This is a genomic window from Vagococcus sp. QWL-13, assembly GCF_058683555.1.
Genome location: NZ_CM178746.1, coordinates 601,319 through 623,670 on the forward strand (window position 1 = coordinate 601,319; position 22,352 = coordinate 623,670).

Here is a 22,352-nt window from a genome sequence, read left to right on the forward strand (position 1 = left end):
ACAGTGGGAAAGATACTGGAAAAGGATACAGTATCGATGAAAATTACTTGTTCAGTTTTCGTAGGCACTGTACGCAGGTTAAGAGTATACTAAAGAAAATGACAAAGGAGGTTTTTCCTATGATGAGTGTAAAAAAACAAAAAGAATATTATCAGGCTTTTTTGAACCGCGACAGTTCCTATGAAGGCGTATTTTTTGTGGGAATCAAAACAACGGGCATCTTTTGTCATGCAACGTGTTCCGCACGAAAACCGAAATTTGAGAACTGTGATTTTTTCAAAGATGCTGAGTCTGCATTGATTGCAGGGTACCGTCCATGCAAAAAGTGTCACCCTTTGTCTTTTCCGGGAGAGATGCCTGAGGAAGTCCGTTTAATGGTGGAAGCGGTGGAAGAACATCCGGAAAAACGTTGGCAAGAAAAAGACTTTGAAGCTTTAGGGATACACTCAGCAACTGCAAGAAGAAAATTTAAACAATTTTACGGCATGACTTTTGTTCAGTATGCACGTTCCCGGCGTATGGGTTTGGCGTTTGCAGCTATCAGAAAGGGGCAGAAGGTCATTGATGAACAATTAGACAGCGGGTATGAATCTTCCAGCGGGTTCCATGATGCGTTTACTAAAATCATGGGGGATGTGCCCAGCAAATCCAAGGACTTGCGGGTGCTGTTTGCTGATTGGTTCGACACGCCTTTAGGTCCAATGGTCAGTGTGTCAGACGAAAACTTTTTATATTTATTGGAATTTGCTGACAGGAGAGCACTGGAACGGGAAATAGAAAAATTGCGAAAGAAGATGAATGTACGCATCCTTCCGGGAAAAACAAATATCAGCCGGCAGATTTCTGAAGAAATGGCACAGTACTTTAAGGGAGAGTTGCGAAAGTTCACAACGCCGCTGTATTTATCAGGGACACCTTTCCAACGAAAAGTTTGGCAGGGATTGATGAACATTCCTTATGGAGAGACGAAAAGTTATAAGGACTTAGCTCAAGCCGTAGGGGTTCCTTCAGGTTATCGTGCCATCGGTAATGCTAATGGTGCCAATCAGCTGGCTGTCATCATCCCCTGTCACCGGGTAGTAAAATCAAATGGGGAGTTGGGGGGCTACGGCGGAAAACCTTACCGGAAAGAATGGTTGTTAAATTTTGAAAAGGGTGAAGCAGATGGAAAAGATTAGATGTGATTGGGCCAATCAAAGCACAATTGAAAGAGAATACCATGACACACAGTGGGGGAAACCTATTCATGATGATGGCTATTTATTTGAAATGCTGGTGCTTGAGTCTATGCAGGCAGGCTTGAGCTGGAAGACCATTCTGGATAAAAGGGATGCTTTCCGAGAAGCATTTGACGGTTTCGACGTTGAAAAAGTCAGTCGTTATGATGAAGAGAAAATCGCAGAATTATTAAGCAATCCCAAAATTATCCGCAACCGGCTGAAAATACAGGCAGCGGTCAACAATGCTGAAATATTTTTAAAAATACAAAAGGAGTACGGTTCTTTTGACCGATTCATTTGGTCTTATGTCGATCATCAGCCCATTGTTAATACTTTTAAAAACATTTCGGAAGTGCCTGCTTCAACAGAACTGGCGGAAACTATCAGTAAAGACTTGAAAAAAGCCGGTTTTAAATTTATCGGACCCACAATCATTTACGCTTACATGCAAAGTATCGGGATGGTCAATGATCATTTGCTTGCCTGCGAGTTTAGACACTGTTGAGATTGTTAAAAAGGGAGGCGGTGAAGAATGGACATTATTGATATTTCACAACCATTGAACAAGGAGACGCCCATTTATCCGGGAGATGAACCTTTCATTTTGTATGAACAGCGGACAGTGAGAGAAGATGGGTACAGTGCCTTCTTTCTGTCTTCTAATCTGCACGCCGGCACCCATCTTGATGTTCCCATGCACTTGATCGAAGATGAACGGAAAACGGCAGACTTTCCATTGGAGCAATTTTTGGGACGAGGGGTGCTGCTGGATGTGAGAGGGTCACAAATCATTGACTATCAGAATGACTATGATAAGCTGATTCAACCGGGAGATATTGTTTTGCTTTATACGGGACATGATGCTTTTTATCGTCAATCAGTCTATTTTAGCGATCATCCTCAAGTGAGCAGAGAACTGGCAGATTTTTTTGTACGAAAGAAGATTAAAATGTTGGGGATGGATATGCCTTCACCGGATTTTCATCCTTATGAGATTCATCAACGATTGTTTCAGGCAGATATCCCCTTGTTGGAAAATTTAACTAATCTGAAAAAATTGCAGGGAGTTACAGGATTTCAGGTAGCAGCATTCCCGCTTAAAATCGAAGCAGAGGCAAGTTTTGTCCGCGCTGTCTGCTTAATATAGAAAACAGGAAAAACATGCAGCCGCTGGTTCGCATGTTTTTTCATATCTTTCTGAAAAAATTGCCAAAAATAAAAAAGCATTGTTTATTATACTCTAATCTGAACCTCAAACTATTAAGATAAAGGAAGTGATAAACGTGACATGGTATCAATACACCGTGAACAGGATTCTGGAAATGCTAAGCAGCGATTTGTCGGGATTAAGTGAGCACGAGAGAGCTTTGCGTATAAAGAAATATGGAATGAATACATTGGCTGAAAAAGAAGAGCAAAAACTTTGGCGGAAAATCGGCAAGCATTTTGTGGACTTGCTGATGATTATCTTGATTGTTGCCGGTATTTTAAAAGGAATTACGGGAAGCTATGTTGAAATGTTTATCATTCTTGCTGTAGTTTTGATCAATGGGCTGATCGGTTATTATCAGGAGAGAAAAGCTGAAGAGTCATTGAATAGTTTGAAACAGATGATGGGTCAGGAGTCAGTTGTTTTATCTGACGGTGTCAGACAGGCAATGGCAAGCGAAGTCTTGGTTCCCGGGGATGTGGTCATATTACAGCCCGGTGACATTGTACCGGCAGATTTACGTTTGTTTGAAGTTCATGACTTATTAATCGAGGAGTCAGTTTTGACAGGAGAGTCACTTCCGGTAGAAAAAAGTCCGACGAATTTAGATGAGGAGACGCCCCTAGGCGATAGAATCAATATGGCTTTCTCCGGCACTCTGGTTCAGTCAGGGACAGGAAAAGGGATAGTCGTTGAAACAGGAGATGCCACTGAAATCGGACAAATCAATCAGGCGCTTCAAACGGTTGAAAAGCAGACAACTCCTTTGATTTTAAAAATCAATCAGCTGAATAAGCAAATATTCAAGGGATTGATGGGCTTAATTGTTTTCTTGCTGTTTTTTACTACTTTCCGTTACGGTATGGACATGAGTATGTTGCTGTCCACAGTGATTGCCTTGATTGTTGCAGTTATTCCTGAGGGCTTGCCGGCAGTGCTGACCATGATTTTATCCATGGGAGTCAATGAGATGGCAGAAAAACAAGCTATTGTTAAAAGTATGCCGGCAGTTGAAACTTTAGGAGCCATGACTGTTATCTGCTCCGATAAAACAGGCACACTAACAAAAAATGAGATGTCTGTGACAGAAGTCATTGCTGCTGATGGTCCAAAGCAGTTCTGCGACATCAGCGACGTTTCAGAGGATAGTGTATTAACGATTATGAACAACTGTCAGGAATTAAAATTGACTGTTGAGCAAAAGATTGAAGATTTATCCGGCAACCCTACAGAGCTGGCATTGTTAAAGTTTGCGGCATGCTACGATGTACCGTTTTTGCCGCTGCTTGATAAAATTCCTTTTAGTTCAGAGTATAAGTATATGGCGACTTTGCATCAGATGACGAGTGGTGAGCAAATTTTATTTGTAAAAGGAGCTCCGGAAGTATTATTGTCCAAAAGCTCCCTGTCTCCAGAGCAAGCCAAGTTTTGGCAGAGAGAAGGGGCAGCCTTGGCAAAAAAAGGACAGAGAGTCTTAGGGTTCGCCAAGAAATCTTTTTCGCAAGGAGCAGTGTTGTCCCATGATACGGTGGCCGACTTGGAGCTGGTGGCTTTAGCGGGAATTATGGACCCGCCCAAAGAGTCAGCCATCCAGGCCATCAAAGAATCACGTGAAGCAGGCATATCAGTCAAGATGATTACAGGGGACCATAAAGATACGGCGCAAGCAATCGGTAAACAAATCGGATTGGCTCATGTGTGTAACGTCATCGAAGGAAAAGACCTTGATCAGATGAATGAGAAGCAATTGCGCCAACGGGTAAAAGAAGTGGATATTTTTGCCCGGACAACTCCTGAGCATAAGTTGCGTATCGTCAGTGCGTTACAGAAAAACGGAGAGATAGTGGGCATGACTGGTGATGGGGTAAATGATGCTCCAGCACTGAAAAAGGCGGATATCGGTATCGCCATGGGAATCAAGGGCAGTGAAGTCAGCAAACAAGCCGCTGACATGGTGCTGGCAGACGATAATTTTGCCACGATTGCCGCTGCCGTCAAAGAGGGACGTCGGATTTATGACAATTTGAAGAATACGATTAAATTCTTTCTTCCCACGGCTTTAGCTCAAGGATTGATTGTCATCTTCGCTTTATTGACTAATCAGCCTCTGCCGTTAACACCGGTCCAGATTTTGTGGGTGAATATGGCGACTACAATCACGTTGTCCTATGCTCTCGGGTTTGAAGCGGGAAATAAGGCCATCATGAAGCGTCAGCCGCGACATCCGCAGGAGCCCATACTTTCAGGTTACAGTATCTTCAGGATAGTTTATGTCTCACTGCTAATCACCATCCCGTCATATTTGATGTCGATGCAAGCAGAAACCATTGCAGTCCAGCAAACATTACTGTTGCAAAGTATCGTGTTGGCTCAAGCTTTTTATATGATCAATTGCCGGGAGCTGAAAGATCCCGCCATCAACCGGGGATTATTTAAAAACCGGGCGTTGTTCATCTCTTTAGGGGCGCTTGTAGTTTTACAAGGTACAGTCTTAATGTTGCCGGCGGCTCAGAGTATCATCGGGACAACTGATTTGACATGGTATCAACATGTTTCAGCAGGTTTAATCGGTTTAGGGATCTTCACGATAGTAGAGGTAGAGAAGATGCTTACTAAACGATGGACGGGCAGACAAAAAGAACTGACAGCCTAAAATAACTATCGCATTTAAAACAACCAGAGAGTTGACCACTTTGGGCAACTCTCCGGTTGTTTTTAAAAATACATTTGATTGATGTTTTCTTTAATCATTTGAAGTTCTTTCCTGCTGGGGACAAGGGAAATATAAAAAATTTCTTGGGAAAATGAACTCTCAACAGGATAATTTGAAATAATGATATCTTCTTCCCCAAGTTCCCATTCTTGCAGTTGGGAAAGACTGGCATCAATCAATTGAACGCGGGAGCCAAGCAAATCGGTCAGTTCCTTTAGTAAAAAACTTTTCCAGGCCGGCTCTCCTTGAAAAATAAAATAGGCATTGATTTTGGGCGGATTTACTTTCATGATAGCTTCTTGTATCAGCAGTGTTGCAGTGTTGACGATATAAATTGATTGAGGCATGTTCGTTAATAATTCACTGTTCTTGATTTCTTCGAAAACATAATTGTAAAGATTCAAAAAGCGATTGTAGCCGAAAGCTAAGATGTCTTGGGACTCAGAAAAAATATCGGAAAGTTGTTTTGACTCATGATACTTTAAAAAAAATAAAAATAAATTGTCGTTTAAATTGGAAGTATATAATTTTGGCTGTCCAATAGCCTCTCCGATGCGGTAAACGGCTCTTTTACAGCGCTCATTCATATCATGATAGTCTTCGTCGAACATCAAAGAAAGCTTTTCCGGCCAGTGATTATTGTAATTCCAACTTTCAAGAAAACAGAAAAAACTGAAAAATTCTTCTTCTTTTTTTAAAATAATTCCTTCCATGGCATACAAGGAAGCTAATTCTTCCCGGTACAAATTAAAAAGAGGGTCTTCGTCATTAAACACAAACTGATTGATACTGCAGCCTGCTTTGATACGGATTGCGTTGATGAAAAACCAGCAGGTACCAAATATTTCTTCTGTCATCACATGGATTTTCTTCTTGTTCAGCCGATTGATAAAATGAATATAATTTACTTGATGAACGGGATAGTTTTCAAAAAAGAAATTATTATGTGTGAATGGGACCAGCAGACGCTGGTAAAAAACTCTGATATTGATTTCTTCCCCTGACCATTGTACCGTGCTGTGATTCAATTGAATCGCTAAATCGTACGGCTCTAACTGCTTATTTAGTTTGATGACGTGCCTTCTGAGTGTCTCATAGGAGGTGCCAAATTCCGTCACAAACTGATGGGTGTGGATTTTTTTTCTGTATAGCAGAGTTTTTGCCAATTGTATGCCCAGAGACATCTTCATAAAATGTTCCCACACTTTAGAAATCGGCTGATGATTGTCAGAGTGCAGAATCAATCCGGTGTTTCCTTCAGATTCGATGCGCCATCCTTCTGGCAGCAGCAAGCGGATTGAATGGATATCGTTAAAAACGGTTCTTTCTGAGGAACCAATCTCATGGGAGATTTCTTTAGCCGTTGATTGTTGCTGATCCATCAATAACTCTAATATCCTGATTTGCCTTCGTAAATCTTTTTCAGTGATCAGCTCTTTCGCAAGTGAATACATATTTACTCCTTTCCGAAAATATAGTGATTTTAGATTATTGCTCAAAAATTTTTAATCTGTTGATTTTAACAATGGGGCGTGTCTTTCCTTTAGCGTAGCAGCTGATGTTATCATTCATTTAAAAACAATAATTACCGGACGATAAATAACGTGATAACATTATATCATGTTCATCTGGATAGTTGAAAAATAATAGATGAAATTATTATAAAAAACATATTACTTTTAAAAATATATTTAAAAGTGTTTGATTTACGCGTTGTTGTAGATTTTTTGCATGATACATTTTTTTATGAAGCTGATTTTTATTTGGTTGAAAGCTGTAAATTTTATTTTTATTCGATAAATATAACGATTATAAAGTGAAATTAACGAGGTAAAAAAACAAAGTGTTCAAGAGAGAAATAATCATCCGCAATAAAATGTTTTCTCTAATTACTTTTAAACAAAAATTTGTTTAGGAAAAGATTAATTTTAAAACTTCAGACTTAAATGAATGGCAGATAGTAGAGATTTTTTAAAAACTTTGATAAGCTATAAGACATCAGTATTTGAAAGAATATCCTTTGTTATAATTTAACTTGTGTGACAGGGAAGAGCTGTCAAAGCGTTCAGGGGTTCACCGTTTGAAAAGAATTGCGGAATCTTAGCCAAAGGTTTTGTAATCGAATGCCTGTGGTCCTGTTAAAGTATTTATTCGAAGCAACAGGAGAAACCTTCTCCGTTAATATAATAAAAAATAGCAGTCTTTACTCATCACGTGTGACAATATCAGGGGAAATGAATGTCCAATTAGGATTGTTGTATCGGTTGAGATGCCCGTGAGCCTAGCAGTGGAAAGGGAAGATAACATGCTCCAATTAAAAAATATTAGAAAAGTTTATGAAACCGGCAATACAGAAGTAGAAGCTTTAAAAGAAATTGATTTATCTTTTAGGAAAAGTGAATTTGTGTCTATTTTAGGTCCTTCCGGCTGCGGTAAAACCACCATGCTGAACATCATCGGAGGTTTGGATCGCTATACCAGCGGTGATTTAATCATCGACGGGGTATCAACGAAAGAATACAAAGATGCCGACTGGGATATTTACCGCAACAACTCCATCGGTTTTGTTTTCCAAAGTTATAACTTGATTCCTCACCAAACAGTTTTGTCTAATGTAGAACTTGCGTTGACTTTGGCTGGTGTGTCAAGGGAAGAGAGAAGAAAAAGAGCAGTCGAAGCCTTGGAAAAGGTTGGTTTATCCGATCAGCTAAATAAAAAACCCAATCAGATGTCCGGGGGACAAATGCAGCGGGTGGCAATTGCCAGAGCACTGGTCAACAACCCGGAAATTTTGTTGGCAGATGAACCTACTGGTGCCTTGGATTCTGAAACCAGTGTCCAGATTATGGAATTGTTGAAAGAAATCGCCAAGGATCGCTTGATCATCATGGTCACTCACAATGCTGACTTGGCAGAAGAATATTCCACCAGAATTGTCCGCCTGCTTGACGGTTCCATCGTAAGCGACAGCGACTCCTATAAAATAGACGAATCAGAATCCCAATTAAAAGATAAAAAAAAGAAAGTCTCCATGTCATTTATGACAGCCTTGTCTTTAAGTCTTAAAAACTTGCTGACAAAAAAGACGCGGACATTGTTGACGGCTTTCGCAGGCAGTATCGGAATCATCGGGATTGCCCTGATTTTATCTTTATCCAGCGGTATGCAATCCTATATTTCCAGTATGGAGGAGGACACCTTATCCAATTACCCTATTGATATCCAAAGTCAGTCGGTCGATATCGCCAGTATGATGGGGTCCATGATGGAAGCTAATAATAAAAGCGGTGTGGATCATAAGCTGGACAAAATTTATTCCAATAACATCACCACCAATATGGTCAACGCGATGTCTGAGCAGTTGTCCAATAATGATTTAAAACAATTCAAAGCACACATCGAAGATTCTAAAGATTTCAAAGAGTTGACGAATTCAATCAAATACGGTTACGATGTCCAGCCGCAAATTTTCCAAGCTGATACAGATGAGAAGATTTTGCAAGTCAATCCCAGCGACATTTATGAAAAATTGGGATTCAACAGTCCTATGACAGGAAGCGGCGAGGCTAACATGACTGGGGGCGTGGCAGTGCCGGGCAGCCAAACTTGGGAAGAGTTGATAGACAATCCCCAACTGCTGGAGTCTCAGTACGATGTTTTAAAGGGGAGCTGGCCCAAAGAGTTTAACGAAGTCGTGTTGGTGATTGATAAAAATAATGAAGTCAGTGATTCAGTTTTATATTCTCTTGGATTGATGGACAGCACTGAGTTGGAAGAAACAGTCAAAGAAATCAAAGAAGGAAAAGAAGATATTAAAACTAAATCGGAAGTTGTCTCTTTAAGTTATGATGAGATATTGCAGACCCGTTTTAAAATGGTTCTGAATACGGATTATTATGTGGAAGAAGAAGGCAGGTGGCTCGATAAAAAAGAGGACATCGACTATATGAAAGAGCTGATTGCCCAAGGAACCGAAATCAAAATCGTGGGAATTATTCGTCAGAAAGAGGAAGTAACCTCTACTTCGATCAGCGGTTCGGTGGGGTATCTGACAGAATTGACAAACTTTGTCATTGAGAACAACCGGGCCAGTGCAGTTGCCCAAGCCCAGTTGGCGGATCAGGAAACAAATGTTTTCACTGGCAAATCTTTTGACAAAGAAACATACACTAAAGAGCTGACCATGGAAGATGTGCAGCAATATGTAGCAACTTTGCCTCAGAGAGAACAAGAACAAGCACAGACGATGATGCAGATGATGCCGGAAGAAGAAGTTATCGCCATGATGACAGAACAGCTGGCCAGCAATTTTGATGAAGAAGTGACTTATGATACGAACATCAGCACATTGGGACTCGTTGATTTGGATAATCCCAGCAGCATCAAGCTCTATCCGAAAGATTTCGAATCAAAAGAAGAACTCCAGGATTTGATTAAAGCCTACAATGACAAACAAGAAAAAGCCGGACACGACGAGTATGTCATCAATTACACTGATATTGTCGGAGTGATGATTGCTTCGATGACCTCGGTGATTGATATCATTTCTTATGTTTTGATTGCTTTTGTGGCGATTTCTCTGGTGGTGTCTTCAATCATGATTGGTATCATCACGTATATCTCCGTTCTCGAAAGAACGAAGGAAATCGGTATTTTAAGAAGTATCGGGGCTTCCAAAAAGGATATTTCGCGAGTGTTCAACGCTGAAACAGTGATTGAAGGATTTGCTGCGGGCATCATCGGAATTTTAATGACCCTTGCCTTGAACATCCCAATCAACATGGTCATCAAATCTTTAGTAGGGGTTTCTGATATTTCTGCCTTACCGTTATACGGAGGGGTAGGTTTGATTGTCATCAGTATTATTTTGACAGTGGTCGCCGGCTTTATCCCGGCCAAAGTGGCAGCTAAAAAAGATCCGGTGGAAGCATTGCGGACAGAATAAAATAGAAAACATCTTCGAAAAGATAAAACTGTTATAGACAGCACAAATAAACTCACTTGAAAACATGGGATGTCCCCTACTTTCAAGTGAGTTTTTGACTATCTATTCATTTTTTTCCTCGTCTTCATCTAGCAACTGAAGGTCATGGTTAAAATAATTTTTGTAAGCATGGTATCCTGCAATAATCGAGCCTAGACTGGTGGTCGACAAAAGCATAAAAGTGACCATGATTTGATATTTGATGGCATGGAGAGGGTCCACACCGGCAAACATAAGACCTGACATCATACCGGGAAGACTGACAAGCCCCACCGTTTTTGCAGAGTCAATGGTGGGCTGCATGCCGGTTTTGATGCTCTCTCTTAAAATCGGCAGAGAAGCCAATTTGATTGTAGCACCAAGGGCCAGCTTTTCCAGCACTTGCTGGCGCTGGTCGCGGAACTGTTTGTTCAAACTGCGATAGCATAAACCTATTGCCACCATGGAATTACTGGCAATCATACCGCTGATAGGGACGATTTGGGAAGGGATAAACCGTATAGCTCCCGATAAAACTAAAATACCTAATGTGACATAGGTACTGATAAAGATGGCTGAAAAAGAATGCCAGTAATTTTTTTTGGTACTGGGATTTCTTTTATAGGCATTCCATGCGGCGTTGATTACGATGAACAAACTCATGGCTGAGGTAAGAATAAGATTGTTCAGCTGAAAAATATAAGTCAGCACATAGCCGATAATCGAAAGTTGAATGACTGCCCGGAAAATACTGTAAAAAATATCTTTTGAAAGGCCTAGTTTTTCCTTGCTGCTTACAAAAACAGACATTAACACTAGGGCGAATGCCAACACAAGGGAAAGATTATTTACTGCCAGCTGATTCATCAAAAATCTCTCCTTCCTTGATAGTGATAAGGTGCTGGGCGTTCTGGATTTCAGTTTCATCATGGGTCACTCGGAGAATAGTGATGCCCTTTTCATGAATGATACGGATAAGCTCCAGAACGATGTCTTTACTTTTTTCATCCAATCCTGCGGTCACCTCATCCAGTAAAAGTATTTTTGGCAAAAATAAGATGTTGCGGATCAAAGCAACCCGCTGTTTCTCTCCGCCGGAAATCTCCGTGATTTTTTTATCCAAAAAACTCGTAGACAAGTTGACCAGTTCCAGATGTTCTTCTACCTTTTCCAGATCAAATGCTTTATCTCTGACTAAAAAAGGGAAGGCCAGATTGTCCTTGACGGTAGTGTCGAAAAGGGCCGGCTGTTGAAAACAGTAGGACACTTGTTGGCGATAGTCGGTCAGCTGGAACGAAGATTGAAGCTGACCGTTAAATAAAATCTTGCCGCTGGTCGGTGTGATAAGGGAAGCTATGAGTTTTAGCAACGTACTTTTTCCGCTGCCGGAAGGACCAGTCAAGGTCAAAAAGGCTCCCTCGTCTACAGACAGATTGATTTGTTTTAATATTTTTTGCTGTTTTACTTCAAATGATACATCTTCAAGGCTTAAAATAGGCATTTGTTTGTTCCTTTCCTGAGTGTGACAGAGTTTATTATAGCCGCTGTCAGATAAAACAATCAATGGATGTTAGGCAAGGCTTGGGGGCAGAAAAAGGTGTAGCGATTTAAACCTTCCTTTCCAAAACTTTGTCAATAAATTGAAGAGTTTTCGCAAAGCTGTCTTTTGCTTCTTGGGTAGTGAAATCAAATTGGTAGTCATGTTTCACTGGTTTTCTATAATCTTCGAAGAAAAGCGAAGTCACAGGCACATTTAATTTTTCAAGGGTCTGTGCAAACGCCATACCCTGTTCGCTGAAAGAAAAAGTATTGCCGTCCGTCACGTAAGAAGGCGGGAAATCTTTTGTAAGTTTGTCTAATAGAGAAGCTTCGAAAAGCTCCGGTTTCTGCTGCCATTTTTTCGTGCCTAATAATGCCCATGCCACAGTGTCGGCTAAAAATTTTTGAATGAATGAAACGCCGTGTCTTTCTGTCAGTTGTTTTAATTCGTAAGGACCACAACACAAAATGGCTCCTTTTATGGCTTGAGCGGGAATCACTTGGGGAATTCCGGTTTGATTGCCATAGGGAAGATTAGTCTGGGTAATGAGGAATTGAGCTGCGATTTGGGCGCCGGCAGAATCTCCCCCAAACAGCAGGCGTGAAAAGTCAAGCATTGGAAATTTCTCCTGCTGCTGATAAAAACAATCGACCATCTCTTTTGTCTGCTTCAGCTGTCCGGGATAAGCAGAGCTGGGAGCCAACTCGTAGCCCATAGCCACGACGGCTATTTTTCCTGAATTAGCCAAATACACAGAAAATTCTTCCACATCTTCTTTTTTACCGGAAACAAACCCGCCGCCGTGAATCCAAAACAATACCGGAAAGGGGCCTTCTCCCTCAGGATAATAAATGTCGGCCCGGTGGTTATTGAATTGGGAAGTATACGGAACATCAGAAATTTTGTTGACTTTTTTCTGTTCAAGCTGGAATCTTTCCGGGCAGCTGATTTTTTTGGTCAGCCGGAAGAAAAAGTCAAGAACCCTCACCGACAATGTCAATGAAGAAGTCACACTCAACACAATGATTGCTGTCAGCAAAAAAACGCTGGAAGTAAAAAGAATCAAATTAGGCATAATAAAAACTCCTGAAATAATATGATGGGTGCTGTGTTAGATTAGGAAGAATGTTTATCATTGTAAACCCGTTTTGCTAAAATTTCTAAGATATAAGTCACAGGCAGCTGGGAAGTGATATTTGTGTCCTGAAACATTTCTGTGCCGGTATAATATGGGATATTCACATCTGACATATTTGAAATTGTTGAATTAGCGCTGTTGGTGATGGAAATGATTTTTGCCTGATGGATTTTTAACTGATTGATATAATCGATAAGATCTCTATTTTCTCCCGATACAGAAAGAGAAACTAAACAAATCCGCTTGTTCATCTCACGTGAAATATTGGTCAGCGGTGTGTTGAGAGGATCAGCAATAGGCAAAGCCAGCGTAAACATCGAAGAAAACAGCATCGCGCCATACGCCGCAATTGTTCCCGAAGCTCCTATACCTACGAAAAGCACCAAGTCGGCTCCAAGCAAAACCTGTGCTGCTTCAGCAATTTTTTGCTGGAAGCTGTCATTGGTGGTTCGCCTTAAAAAATCGATATAAGGCATTTCGTCCACTCTTTGAATGTCCCGGTGTTTTTCTGCTTGTTCTTGTACGTATTGCTGTAATTTCAACTTGAAATCTGTGAAGCCTTCACATTCGAATTTTTTGCAAAAACGCAAAATGGTGGTGGTACTGACATGTGTTGCACTAGCCAAGTCTCTGATACGCATATAGATGACTTTATCAATGTTGGCTGCAATGTAGTTATAAATCTCGATTTCCACATTTCTCAGTTCCACTTTATGAGGCAGAAACAGCAAAGTTCTCCCTCCTTTCGTCAGTATTTTTATAAATTTTGAAGGGTCTTTCTCTCTTCTGATTATAAAAAAACAGAGTGAGTCAGTCAAGTTTGAATGTAACGTCTTGTTTTATTTATGTGAATTTTCACTTTAAATGTAACACACTCCGTTTTTCCCTCAAAGTATTTACAGTTAACGCTATGAAAGATATAGTGAAGGAAAGTAAACTTTTAGATGAAAGAGGGATGCAGGGATGGCAAAAAAATTAAAAGTGGTCACAATCGGCGGCGGCTCAAGTTATACACCAGAACTTGTGGAAGGGTTTATTCAACGCTATGATGAATTCCCCATTTCAGAGTTATGGCTGGTAGATATCGAAGAAGGAAAGGAAAAGCTGTCTATCGTCGGAGAAATGGCTAAACGGATGGTTAAAGCTGCGGGAATCCCCTGCGACGTTCATTTGACATTGGACCGGCGGGAAGCATTAAAAGATGCAGATTTTGTTACCACACAATTGAGAGTGGGCTTGCTTGATGCTCGTATTTTAGATGAAAGAATTCCATTGAGTCATGGGATGATCGGACAAGAAACCAATGGAGCAGGCGGGATTTTTAAGGCTTTACGGACGATTCCAGTGATTTTGTCCATCGTCGAAGACATGAAAGAACTTTGTCCTGACGCTTGGCTGATCAACTTTACTAATCCGGCTGGAATGGTGACCGAAGCGGTCTTGCGTTACGGTCAATGGGACAAAGTTATCGGACTATGCAACATTCCTGTGAATGCTGTCGTAGAAGAAACAGAACTCTTGGGAGAAAATCCTGGAGATGTCTTTTTCCATTTTGCCGGTATCAACCATTTGCACTGGCATACAGCGGTGGACAAAAAAGGAAATAATCGCACAGATGAATTAATCCGCCTGATGTACGGGAAAGAAAATAATCCGTCCATTGTGGCCAATATAAAAGATAACAGGTTGATTTATGAGCAAGTGGCCAATCTGCACATGGTTCCTTGCCCTTATCACAATTACTATTACTACACAGACAAAATGTTGGCAGAAGAATTGGAAGACTTTAAAGCAAATGGCACACGGGCAGAAAAAGTCAAGAAAATCGAAGCAGAATTGTTTGAATTATACCAAGATCCTAAGTTGGACTATAAGCCTAAACAGTTGGCAGAGCGGGGCGGTGCCCGATACAGCGACGCCGCTTGCGAAGTGATTAGTTCCATCTACAACGACAAGCAGAAAATCATGACCGTCAGCACGTTGAACAACGGGACAATCACTGATTTGCCTGATGACTGTGCGGTGGAGGTCACTTCTCTCATCACAGGCAGAGGCGCAGTACCGTTTAACTTTGGCAGTTTTGAACCAAAACAGCGGGGGTTGCTGCAAGTCATGAAAGCGATGGAGCAGTTGACAATCGAAGCGGCTGTCACGGGGGACAGAGGCACATTGCTTCAGGCGTTCATGATGAATCCTTTGATTACCAGCGGGGACATTGCTCTGGAAGTTATGGAAGAGCTGCTGGAAGCGCACAAAAAATATTTGCCTGTTTTCTTTGGTGAGTAAGCCCAAGAACTGGTGAATCAGTGTTGAGAAAACAGAAAATCCAGCCGAAAAGATTTGATTGAATAGGGAAAAGTTGAAAATTTTCTACCAACACCAAATATTATAGAGCCATACTAAAACAGCCGGGTACCCGGCTGTTTTTTTCGAAAATCAAAAAAATATTCAGAAAGTTTGGAACTTTTTAACGGTAAAATACTTAGCACTGGCTTGCGTTAATTCTCTCTAATGTTTTCTAGACTATTATCGCCCACAAATTAATGGTAAAATGAAAATCAGATGAGAAAATTTGAAGAGGGTGATTAAATGTTTGAATTTAAGGGAGTTTCTTTTGCGAGAGGCAATGAGCTCATTTTAAAAGACATCGATTGGCAGATGAAAAAAGGAGAGCATTGGGCAATTTTGGGTCTTAATGGTTCAGGCAAGACGACACTGTTAAAAATGCTAAACGGGTATTTGTGGCCCTCTGAGGGAGAACTGACTGTTTTAAATCATAAATTTGGTCAAACTTCCATCCCGGAACTGCGAAAAAATATCGGCTGGATTAGTTCTGATTTACAGGAACAGCTGCGGTCTCAAGATTTGGCTGAAGAAATCGTATTGAGCGGCAAGTTTGCCAGCATCGGTGTATGGGTTCCCACCACTAAGGAAGAAAAAGATTTGGCGAAACAGACTCTTAGTCAGTGTGGGGGAGCACACTTAATCGGCAAAAAATACGGCATTCTTTCGCAGGGGGAGCAGCAGCTGGTTTTGATTGCACGGGCATTGATGGCAAATCCTGCCTTGCTTGTTTTTGACGAGCCGTGCAATGGTTTGGATTTATTTGCCCGTGATGCGCTTCTGAAAAGGATTGACCGTATTGGCCAAAATCAATCTGATATCGGTTTGATTTTCGTGACTCACTACATCGAAGAAATTCCGGAAGTTTTTGAAAATATATTATTGCTAAAAGAAGGGGAGATTTTCGCCAAGGGCAAACGGAAAAAAATGTTCCAGCCGGAGCTGTTAAGTAAATTTTACGACGAAAAGGTGAACGTTGTAGAAATTGCCCCTAATAGGTTGACGATTTCACTGGAATAGTACCGTTTGAAAAGAACAGGGTTAGTTGTAAAATAAAGTTAGCTGTCCTAAAACAAATAAAAAACCGTGGTAAAATGCATAGATTATTGAAGTATTTACTCAGCAATGCAGAGGGTTTTTATCATGGTGGGAACTAAAAATCGCAGGGATATTTTACCTAAGCGGCTAACTTAATATTGAAATTCAGGGAGAAGAAGTGCTCCAGAAAATCTTGAAACTAAAAAATCACGAAATATTACTTGTTTTTTTAAAACGCCCGATCATGAAATAACATGATGATTAATAAGTGTATCAATGTTATATGGACTATTGACAATAACAAAAAAAGAGTGTACGCTTTCTCTAATTGAAAATTATGCAGGGGGACGCGAAGCGTTGAGAAGGTAAAACCTGACCCTTTGAACCTGTTGGTTAAGACCAGCGTAGGGAGCATGTCAAAAATACGCATTTTTTCAGGTTATTTTAGGCATTTTCTCTATTTGGAGAAAATGTCTTTTTTTATTTTATTTTTAAGAAAAGAGGGAGAAAAATGGAAGCAAGTATTGCCATTCAAGTGTTACCAAAAGTAGAAGGAGAAAAAGAAGTTGTCCGAGTTGTAGATGAAGTGATTAATTATATAGCCGGCACTGGTTTGACCTATCAGGTTGGTGCGTTTGAAACCAGTATTGAGGGCAGTTATGATGAGTTGATGGAAGTTGTTAAAAATTGTCAATTAATCGCTATTGAAGCTGGTGCTCCCGGTGTATCTGCTTATGTAAAAATTGTTTACAAACCTGAAGGAGATGTGCTAGGGATTGAAGAAAAAACGAAGAAACACGAACATTAATATTTATTCTGGTGTTTCAGTTCTCGTTCTGTTGCTGCTATGGCAAGGTGTCAGTTCACTAGGGTTGATTCCGCTATTCATGCTGCCATCCCCTTTACAAGTAGGGGAGGCATTCATTAATGACTTTGATTTGTTAATGTTTCACTCTAGAATCACTTTGATAGAAGCATTATTAGGATTATTATTTGGAATGTCATTGGGGATTGCAGTTGCAATCTTTATGGATAACTTTGAAAAAATAAAAAAAATAGTTTATCCTCTGCTAGTTTTAACTCAAACAGTTCCAACAGTCGCTATTGCACCTCTACTGACAATTTGGTTTGGTTTTGGTATTATGCCAAAAATTGTTTTGATTGTCATTACCGTATTCTTTCCAGTGTCGGTGGCGATGTTAAATGGTTTTTCATCTGTTGATCCTGACGAACTTCGCCTGCTATATTCAATGGGAGCAAATCGCAGACAGATTTTCTGGCACATCAAGATTCCAGCGAGCTTAGGTGATTTCTTTTCTGCTTTAAAAATTGCGGTGACTTATGCAGTGATTGGTGCAGTAATCTCAGAGTGGCTGGGGGGCTTTGAGGGATTAGGAGTATACATGACACGAGTACGGAAATCTTATGATTTCGATAAGATGTTTGCGGTGATTTTTTTGATATCATTAATAAGTTTGCTATTAATGGCATTGATTAACTTAACAGAAAAGTTGACTATGCCGTGGAAAGAAGAAATTTAGGAGGAGAAAAATGAAATTGAAATGGAAAGTATTAGTTGTATTAAGCAGTTTATTTGTTTTAACAGCATGCAATAATGAAAAAAACGAGGCAGAAAGTGAGAAGTTAGAAAAAATCACTTTTGTTTTGGATTGGACGCCTAATACCAACCATACGGGATTATATGTTGCACAACAGGAAGGGTATTTTAAAGAAGAAGGTTTAGATGTTGAGATTGTCCAGCCCTCTGATGGAGATGCCTCAACAATTGTGGCAAGTGGAAAAGCTCAATTTGGCATCACTGCTCAAGACTCTTTAGCCCCTAATTATGCTTCTGACAATCCCTTGCCTGTCACTGCAGTAGCAACTATTTTGCAGCATAATACGTCTGGAATTATATCTCGTAAAGGTGAGGGAATCGATAGACCTAAAGGGTTGGAAGGTAAGACTTATGCTACATGGGATTCACCAGTTGAACAAGCAACCATTGCTAACGTAATGGAAAAAGATGGTGGAAAATTTGAAAAAGTCAATTTGATACCGAATAATATTGTAGATGAACCGCTGGCTTTGAAGGAAAAACAGGCTGATGCAATCTGGGTTTTCTATGGTTGGGGCGGTGTTTCCGCTGAAAGCGAAAATGTTCCAACTGATTACTTCTATTTTAAAGATTTAAATCCAGTTTTTGACTATTATACCCCTGTAATTATTTCAAATAATTCTTTCTTGGAAGAAAAGAAAGATGTGGCAAAGAAATTCTTGAAAGCTGCTGCAAAAGGTTATAAATTTGCGGTCGATTCTCCAGAAAAAGCAGCGTCTATTTTAACAGGAGAAGTACCGGAATTAAATGAAGATTTGGTTTTAGCAAGTCAAAAATGGTTGTCTAAACAATATCTTGCAGATGAAAAACAGTGGGGGTACATCAATCCGCAACGCTGGAACGCTTTTTACAATTGGCTAGGTGACAATCAATTAATAGAAAAAGAAATTCCTGAAAATACGGGCTTTACGAATGATTATTTGCCGGAGTGAGCAGAATGGTTAAATTGGAAGTCATAAATGTATCGCAAGCATTTTCAGGAAAAAATGTTTTGCACCATCTAAATCTTCATGTTAATAAGCATGAGATTGTAAGTATTATTGGTCCAAGCGGCGTGGGAAAAACAACGCTTTTTAATATTATTGCCGGCTTACTGACTCCAAGCAGTGGTGATGTGCTGCTTGACGGTGAATCAATAGTCAATCGGCCAGGAAAAGTTTCTTACATGTTGCAAAAAGATTTACTGCTTGCTTATAAAACGATTGAAGAAAATATAGCCTTGCCGCTGATTTTACAAGGAGTTAAGAAGAAAGAAGCACTTCAAGAAGCAAATCAACTTCTTATGGAATTCGATTTACTCAGTGTCAACAAGGCTTCCCCAATTGAACTTTCTGGAGGAATGCGGCAAAGAATCGCACTATTGCGGACTTATCTGTTTTCATCCAATCTTATTTTATTGGATGAGCCTTTTAGTGCTTTGGATACTTTTACTAAAAATGAAATTCACGAATGGTATCTCAATATACACAGAAAACTTGCATTAACAACTCTTTTTATCACCCATGATATTGACGAAGCGATTAAATTATCAGATCGAATCTATATATTAAATGGGACTCAAAAAGAAAATATTGAATCATTAGATATTGATTCAAATAGTAAAAATAATGTCAACTTCCTTGTAACTACTGATTTTCTAAAATATAAAAAACATTTGTTGGAAAAATTAAAGTAAAGAGAGTGAGTTGGAAAGTCAAGTTAGCCACTCTAAATAAACAAAAAACGCTAAGGTAAAATTCATCTATCATTGTAATATCTGGTCAGCAATGAGAGAAATTTTTATCATAGTTCTTGCTAGAATAATACCCACAGATAAAACTATGACTATCGCACCTTTGAAGAAAACTGATTTATTGAACTCTGCATTAGGACGGTATATTCAATAGTGAAACGGGCAAACGATTGGGCACTATCATCAAACCACCACTGACGAATTAAAACATGGTGCAAAAACGTAAAATAAAAAACACTGCCACAGTGTTTTTTATTTTACGCTCAATTAGGATAGAATGATGTGAAAATGGTCAAGGCGGATTTCCTATTTTAATTACAATAAATTAAAGATTTTAACAAAAAGATTAAGCTTTGATAAAACAATTGCCAATTTTGATGAAAATTGTTGCGTAATCACATCAAATAGTATATTTTATAAAAGTCAACAAAAATTGTTATTTAATTTCGATAAATATTATTATTAAATGTAAAAAATTAAGACGGCAACATGAGCTTTATTGGAAAGTAAATATCGTGGATAGAAAAATTACATATTTATTTTTATTCGTTTGTTTTATTTTTATATGATAGTTTAAACAACTAATGACAGGGATATGTTTGGTTTTAATCCATTGTCTTTTGGCGAGAAACATTTTTTGAGAAGGTTTTTTTAGAAAAAACACAAAGGTTATTTCAGAAAATGTACGATCAGTTTGCTGAAGTCTAAAAAATATGCTCTGTGATAGTGATTAATTCAAAATGATGTATAGTTGTTATTTTAATTTTATTTAACGTAGAAAATGATTAATGGATTTCTATGTTTTCATAATAAGAAAAGCTTTGCTGCAAGGGAGAACACGAAAACACCTGACGATTAAAACTGATGGTCAAACGGGATAGTTTTCAATACAGTGGCCAGCTTTTCGAGTGAATTTGACAAACAAGAAAGATTTTGGCTATTTTTCAAAATAAAGGGGCAGTTGTATCATTGTCGACTCCCCTCAACACTTCTGATACACACTGCCATGTGATGTCCCCAAAATAACATTACATGACTTCATGACATTCCCAACAAATATCAGAGTCCTTTATTTTGAATTGAAGATAGATAACGGAGGTGAGGCTAAAGCAGACAGGCAGATCAAAATGATAATTATGTATTTTTTTTAACTGGGGGATGCATCCGTGGCGCAAGGCGGGATGCATTCTTTTTTTGTGCTTATTAGAAAAATAAAAATAACTGCTTAAAAAAAGAAAAGTTATCAAGTTTCATTAATATCCCTCTCTAAATCACTAAAAGTATTAGCCTATGTCAAGGATAATGGTATAATAAAATAAAGCGTTATCAGACTTTTGGGAATCATTTTAAATTTATTGTCGGACTTTTTTTATAAAAGATAGCAATCGTAAATGATTATGTGTTTTTAAGGAGCCTAAGTTGAATCGCCGGAAAAATAAAAGACAAAGAGGTAGAGATTAGATGAGCAGAATTGAACGAGACAGTGTTGGAGAGTTAGCAGTTCCTAAGAATAGTTATTACGGGGTACATTCATTAAGGGCAAAGACAAATTTTGATATTACAGGTCAGCCGTTTTCCCCTGATTTTATCCAGAGTTTGGCCCAAGTAAAAAAAGCGGCAGCTCTTGCCAATTACCGGTTAGGTTTGTTGGGTGAGGAAAAAATGACTGCAATCACAAAAGCGGCCGATGAAATCATTGAAGGACAATTTCACGATCAGTTTATTGTGGACCCTATCCAGGGGGGAGCGGGTACTAGCAGCAATATGAATATCAATGAAATGATTGCCAATCGGGGAATCGAACTTTTGGGCGGAGAAAAGGGAGACTTCTCAATTCTCAATCCTATTGATGATGTGAACATGGGGCAATCAACAAACGACGTTTTTCCCACTGCCGGCAAGCTGACGATTTTGAAGCAGATTCCCTTGTTACTGGAACAGTTGGAAGAGTTGAGCCGCAGCTTTAAAAATAAATCAGAAGAGTTCAAGGATATCCTGAAACTAGGACGTACACAGTTGAGTGATGCGGTACCTTTGACTTTAGGACAGGAATTCCATGCTTATCATTCGGTGACAAAAAGAGGGATCAAACGCTTGAAAGCCGCTGTCTATGAGATGGAGAGTATCAATCTGGGGGGAACGGCAATCGGTACTGGAATCACGGCAGATCCTTTATTATCTGAAACTGTTGTACCGATTTTAAATGACATTACTGGTGAGAAGTTGACTATTGCAGAAGATTTGGTAGACGGGACACAAAACATCGATTGTTTTCTTGTTATCTCAAGTGTGCTGAAAACCATTGCTTTAAGTTTATCAAAGGTAGCCAATGACATCCGGCTGCTTTCTTCAGGACCGCGGGCGGGAATCGGAGAAATCATCATTCCTTCTAGACAAAATGGTTCTTCTATTATGCCGGGAAAAATCAATCCGGTCATTCCGGAAGTTTTGACACAATGTGCTTTTGTGGTGGCTGGAAATGATACGACAATCAGCATGGCAGTGGAGGCAGGACAGCTGGAGCTGAATGCTTTCGAACCGGTGATTTTTTATAAATTGTTAGAATCATTTCAACTGCTGACCAATGGCATCCATACTTTCACGGTGAATTGTGTGGACGGTATTCAGGCAGATAAGACCCGTTGTCATGAAAATTTGGAACGCAGCACCTACTTGGCTACCGTTCTCTCTGAAACGATTGGTTACACAGAGGCGGCAGACATTGCACAAGAAAGTTTGGAAACAGGGATGAGTATTAGAGAAGCGGCACGTAAACGGGGAGTCAAAGAAGAAATACTTGATCGTCTTTCTTATGAATAAAGGGAAAGGAAGAAATT

The 22,352-nt window shown here is 39.6% G+C and carries 17 protein-coding genes and 1 riboswitch; of the genes, 12 read left to right on the forward strand and 5 right to left on the reverse strand.

The genetic code is table 11. The features are described 5' to 3' along the window. The first annotated feature begins 119 nt into the window (after window positions 1-119). The 4 genes from AC4PHI_RS02910 to AC4PHI_RS02925 all read left to right on the forward strand — a co-directional run bounded on the left by AC4PHI_RS02910 (window position 120) and on the right by AC4PHI_RS02925 (window position 5,083). Window positions 120-1,178 (forward strand): bifunctional transcriptional activator/DNA repair enzyme AdaA, encoded by a 1,059-nt coding sequence (locus tag AC4PHI_RS02910; protein WP_492200825.1) that lies wholly within the window; start codon window positions 120-122, stop codon window positions 1,176-1,178. After that, a complete protein-coding gene (locus AC4PHI_RS02915) occupies window positions 1,165-1,725 on the forward strand; it encodes a DNA-3-methyladenine glycosylase I (protein WP_492200826.1) in 561 nt (186 codons plus the stop codon). Before AC4PHI_RS02910 ends, AC4PHI_RS02915 begins: the two co-directional genes overlap by 14 nt. Window positions 1,726-1,752: 27 nt before the next feature. After that, window positions 1,753-2,367 (forward strand): cyclase family protein, encoded by a 615-nt coding sequence (locus AC4PHI_RS02920; protein WP_492200827.1) that lies wholly within the window; start codon window positions 1,753-1,755, stop codon window positions 2,365-2,367. Window positions 2,368-2,503: 136 nt separating this feature from the next. After that, complete coding sequence (locus tag AC4PHI_RS02925) at window positions 2,504-5,083, forward strand: HAD-IC family P-type ATPase (protein ID WP_492200828.1); 2,580 nt, start codon at window positions 2,504-2,506, stop codon at window positions 5,081-5,083. Between the two features lie 62 nt (window positions 5,084-5,145). Here AC4PHI_RS02925 and mafR read toward each other — a convergent pair whose 3' ends face one another. Then, window positions 5,146-6,597, reverse strand: a complete 1,452-nt coding sequence (gene mafR / locus AC4PHI_RS02930) for a global transcriptional activator MafR (protein WP_492200829.1) — start codon at window positions 6,595-6,597, stop codon at window positions 5,146-5,148. An 851-nt stretch (window positions 6,598-7,448) separates the two neighbouring features. Here mafR and AC4PHI_RS02935 point away from each other — a divergent pair. Beyond that, window positions 7,449-10,088: an ABC transporter ATP-binding protein/permease gene (locus AC4PHI_RS02935; protein WP_492200830.1), complete on the forward strand. Its 2,640-nt coding sequence runs from the start codon at window positions 7,449-7,451 to the stop codon at window positions 10,086-10,088. A 102-nt stretch (window positions 10,089-10,190) separates the two neighbouring features. Here AC4PHI_RS02935 and AC4PHI_RS02940 read toward each other — a convergent pair whose 3' ends face one another. From AC4PHI_RS02940 to AC4PHI_RS02955, 4 genes are all read right to left on the reverse strand, one after another. Continuing rightward, window positions 10,191-10,973 (reverse strand): ABC transporter permease, encoded by a 783-nt coding sequence (locus AC4PHI_RS02940; protein ID WP_492200831.1) that lies wholly within the window; start codon window positions 10,971-10,973, stop codon window positions 10,191-10,193. After that, window positions 10,951-11,607 (reverse strand): ABC transporter ATP-binding protein, encoded by a 657-nt coding sequence (locus tag AC4PHI_RS02945; RefSeq protein WP_492200832.1) that lies wholly within the window; start codon window positions 11,605-11,607, stop codon window positions 10,951-10,953. Before AC4PHI_RS02945 ends, AC4PHI_RS02940 begins: the two co-directional genes overlap by 23 nt. Before the next feature lie 106 nt (window positions 11,608-11,713). Further along, on the reverse strand, window positions 11,714-12,721 hold the full coding sequence (locus tag AC4PHI_RS02950) for an alpha/beta hydrolase (RefSeq protein WP_492200833.1): 1,008 nt from the start codon (window positions 12,719-12,721) through the stop codon (window positions 11,714-11,716). A 41-nt stretch (window positions 12,722-12,762) separates the two neighbouring features. Next, the gene (locus AC4PHI_RS02955; RefSeq protein WP_492200834.1) at window positions 12,763-13,515 is read right to left on the reverse strand and encodes a MurR/RpiR family transcriptional regulator; all 753 of its coding nucleotides are present in this window, start codon (window positions 13,513-13,515) and stop codon (window positions 12,763-12,765) included. A 232-nt stretch (window positions 13,516-13,747) separates the two neighbouring features. Here AC4PHI_RS02955 and AC4PHI_RS02960 point away from each other — a divergent pair, with 232 nt between their 5' ends. From AC4PHI_RS02960 to AC4PHI_RS02990, 7 genes are all read left to right on the forward strand, one after another. Next, a complete protein-coding gene (locus AC4PHI_RS02960; protein WP_492200835.1) occupies window positions 13,748-15,070 on the forward strand; it encodes a 6-phospho-beta-glucosidase in 1,323 nt (440 codons plus the stop codon). A 303-nt stretch (window positions 15,071-15,373) separates the two neighbouring features. Further along, entirely contained in the window at window positions 15,374-16,147 is a 774-nt protein-coding gene (locus AC4PHI_RS02965; RefSeq protein ID WP_492200836.1) for an ABC transporter ATP-binding protein, read from the forward strand. Window positions 16,148-16,496: 349 nt separating this feature from the next. Next, a riboswitch (TPP riboswitch) is annotated at window positions 16,497-16,593 on the forward strand. 83 nt (window positions 16,594-16,676) lie between these two features. Then, window positions 16,677-16,973 carry a thiamine-binding protein gene (locus tag AC4PHI_RS02970; protein WP_492200837.1) on the forward strand — a complete coding sequence of 99 codons (297 nt, stop codon included), beginning with the start codon at window positions 16,677-16,679 and terminating at the stop codon, window positions 16,971-16,973. Next, a complete protein-coding gene (locus AC4PHI_RS02975) occupies window positions 16,942-17,706 on the forward strand; it encodes an ABC transporter permease (protein WP_492200838.1) in 765 nt (254 codons plus the stop codon). Before AC4PHI_RS02970 ends, AC4PHI_RS02975 begins: the two co-directional genes overlap by 32 nt. 10 nt (window positions 17,707-17,716) lie before the next feature. Next, on the forward strand, window positions 17,717-18,715 hold the full coding sequence (locus tag AC4PHI_RS02980; RefSeq protein WP_492200839.1) for an ABC transporter substrate-binding protein: 999 nt from the start codon (window positions 17,717-17,719) through the stop codon (window positions 18,713-18,715). Window positions 18,716-18,720: 5 nt separating this feature from the next. Beyond that, a complete protein-coding gene (locus tag AC4PHI_RS02985; RefSeq protein WP_492200840.1) occupies window positions 18,721-19,458 on the forward strand; it encodes an ABC transporter ATP-binding protein in 738 nt (245 codons plus the stop codon). Window positions 19,459-20,976: 1,518 nt separating this feature from the next. Next, a complete protein-coding gene (locus tag AC4PHI_RS02990) occupies window positions 20,977-22,335 on the forward strand; it encodes an aspartate ammonia-lyase (RefSeq protein WP_492200841.1) in 1,359 nt (452 codons plus the stop codon). Window positions 22,336-22,352: the final 17 nt, after the last annotated feature.

Excerpts from the sequence above, each read along its gene's own strand:
- AC4PHI_RS02910 (WP_492200825.1), top strand. The coding sequence starts at position 120 with ATGATGAGTGTAAAAAAACAAAAAGAATATTATCAGGCTTTTTTGAAC.
- AC4PHI_RS02915 (WP_492200826.1), top strand. The coding sequence starts at position 1,165 with ATGGAAAAGATTAGATGTGATTGGGCCAATCAAAGCACAATTGAAAGA.
- AC4PHI_RS02920 (WP_492200827.1), top strand. The coding sequence starts at position 1,753 with ATGGACATTATTGATATTTCACAACCATTGAACAAGGAGACGCCCATT.
- mafR (WP_492200829.1), bottom strand. The coding sequence starts at position 6,597 with ATGTATTCACTTGCGAAAGAGCTGATCACTGAAAAAGATTTACGAAGG.
- AC4PHI_RS02935 (WP_492200830.1), top strand. The coding sequence starts at position 7,449 with ATGCTCCAATTAAAAAATATTAGAAAAGTTTATGAAACCGGCAATACA.
- AC4PHI_RS02940 (WP_492200831.1), bottom strand. The coding sequence starts at position 10,973 with ATGAATCAGCTGGCAGTAAATAATCTTTCCCTTGTGTTGGCATTCGCC.
- AC4PHI_RS02945 (WP_492200832.1), bottom strand. The coding sequence starts at position 11,607 with ATGCCTATTTTAAGCCTTGAAGATGTATCATTTGAAGTAAAACAGCAA.
- AC4PHI_RS02950 (WP_492200833.1), bottom strand. The coding sequence starts at position 12,721 with ATGCCTAATTTGATTCTTTTTACTTCCAGCGTTTTTTTGCTGACAGCA.
- AC4PHI_RS02960 (WP_492200835.1), top strand. The coding sequence starts at position 13,748 with ATGGCAAAAAAATTAAAAGTGGTCACAATCGGCGGCGGCTCAAGTTAT.
- AC4PHI_RS02965 (WP_492200836.1), top strand. The coding sequence starts at position 15,374 with ATGTTTGAATTTAAGGGAGTTTCTTTTGCGAGAGGCAATGAGCTCATT.
- AC4PHI_RS02970 (WP_492200837.1), top strand. The coding sequence starts at position 16,677 with ATGGAAGCAAGTATTGCCATTCAAGTGTTACCAAAAGTAGAAGGAGAA.
- AC4PHI_RS02980 (WP_492200839.1), top strand. The coding sequence starts at position 17,717 with ATGAAATTGAAATGGAAAGTATTAGTTGTATTAAGCAGTTTATTTGTT.
- AC4PHI_RS02985 (WP_492200840.1), top strand. The coding sequence starts at position 18,721 with ATGGTTAAATTGGAAGTCATAAATGTATCGCAAGCATTTTCAGGAAAA.
- AC4PHI_RS02990 (WP_492200841.1), top strand. The coding sequence starts at position 20,977 with ATGAGCAGAATTGAACGAGACAGTGTTGGAGAGTTAGCAGTTCCTAAG.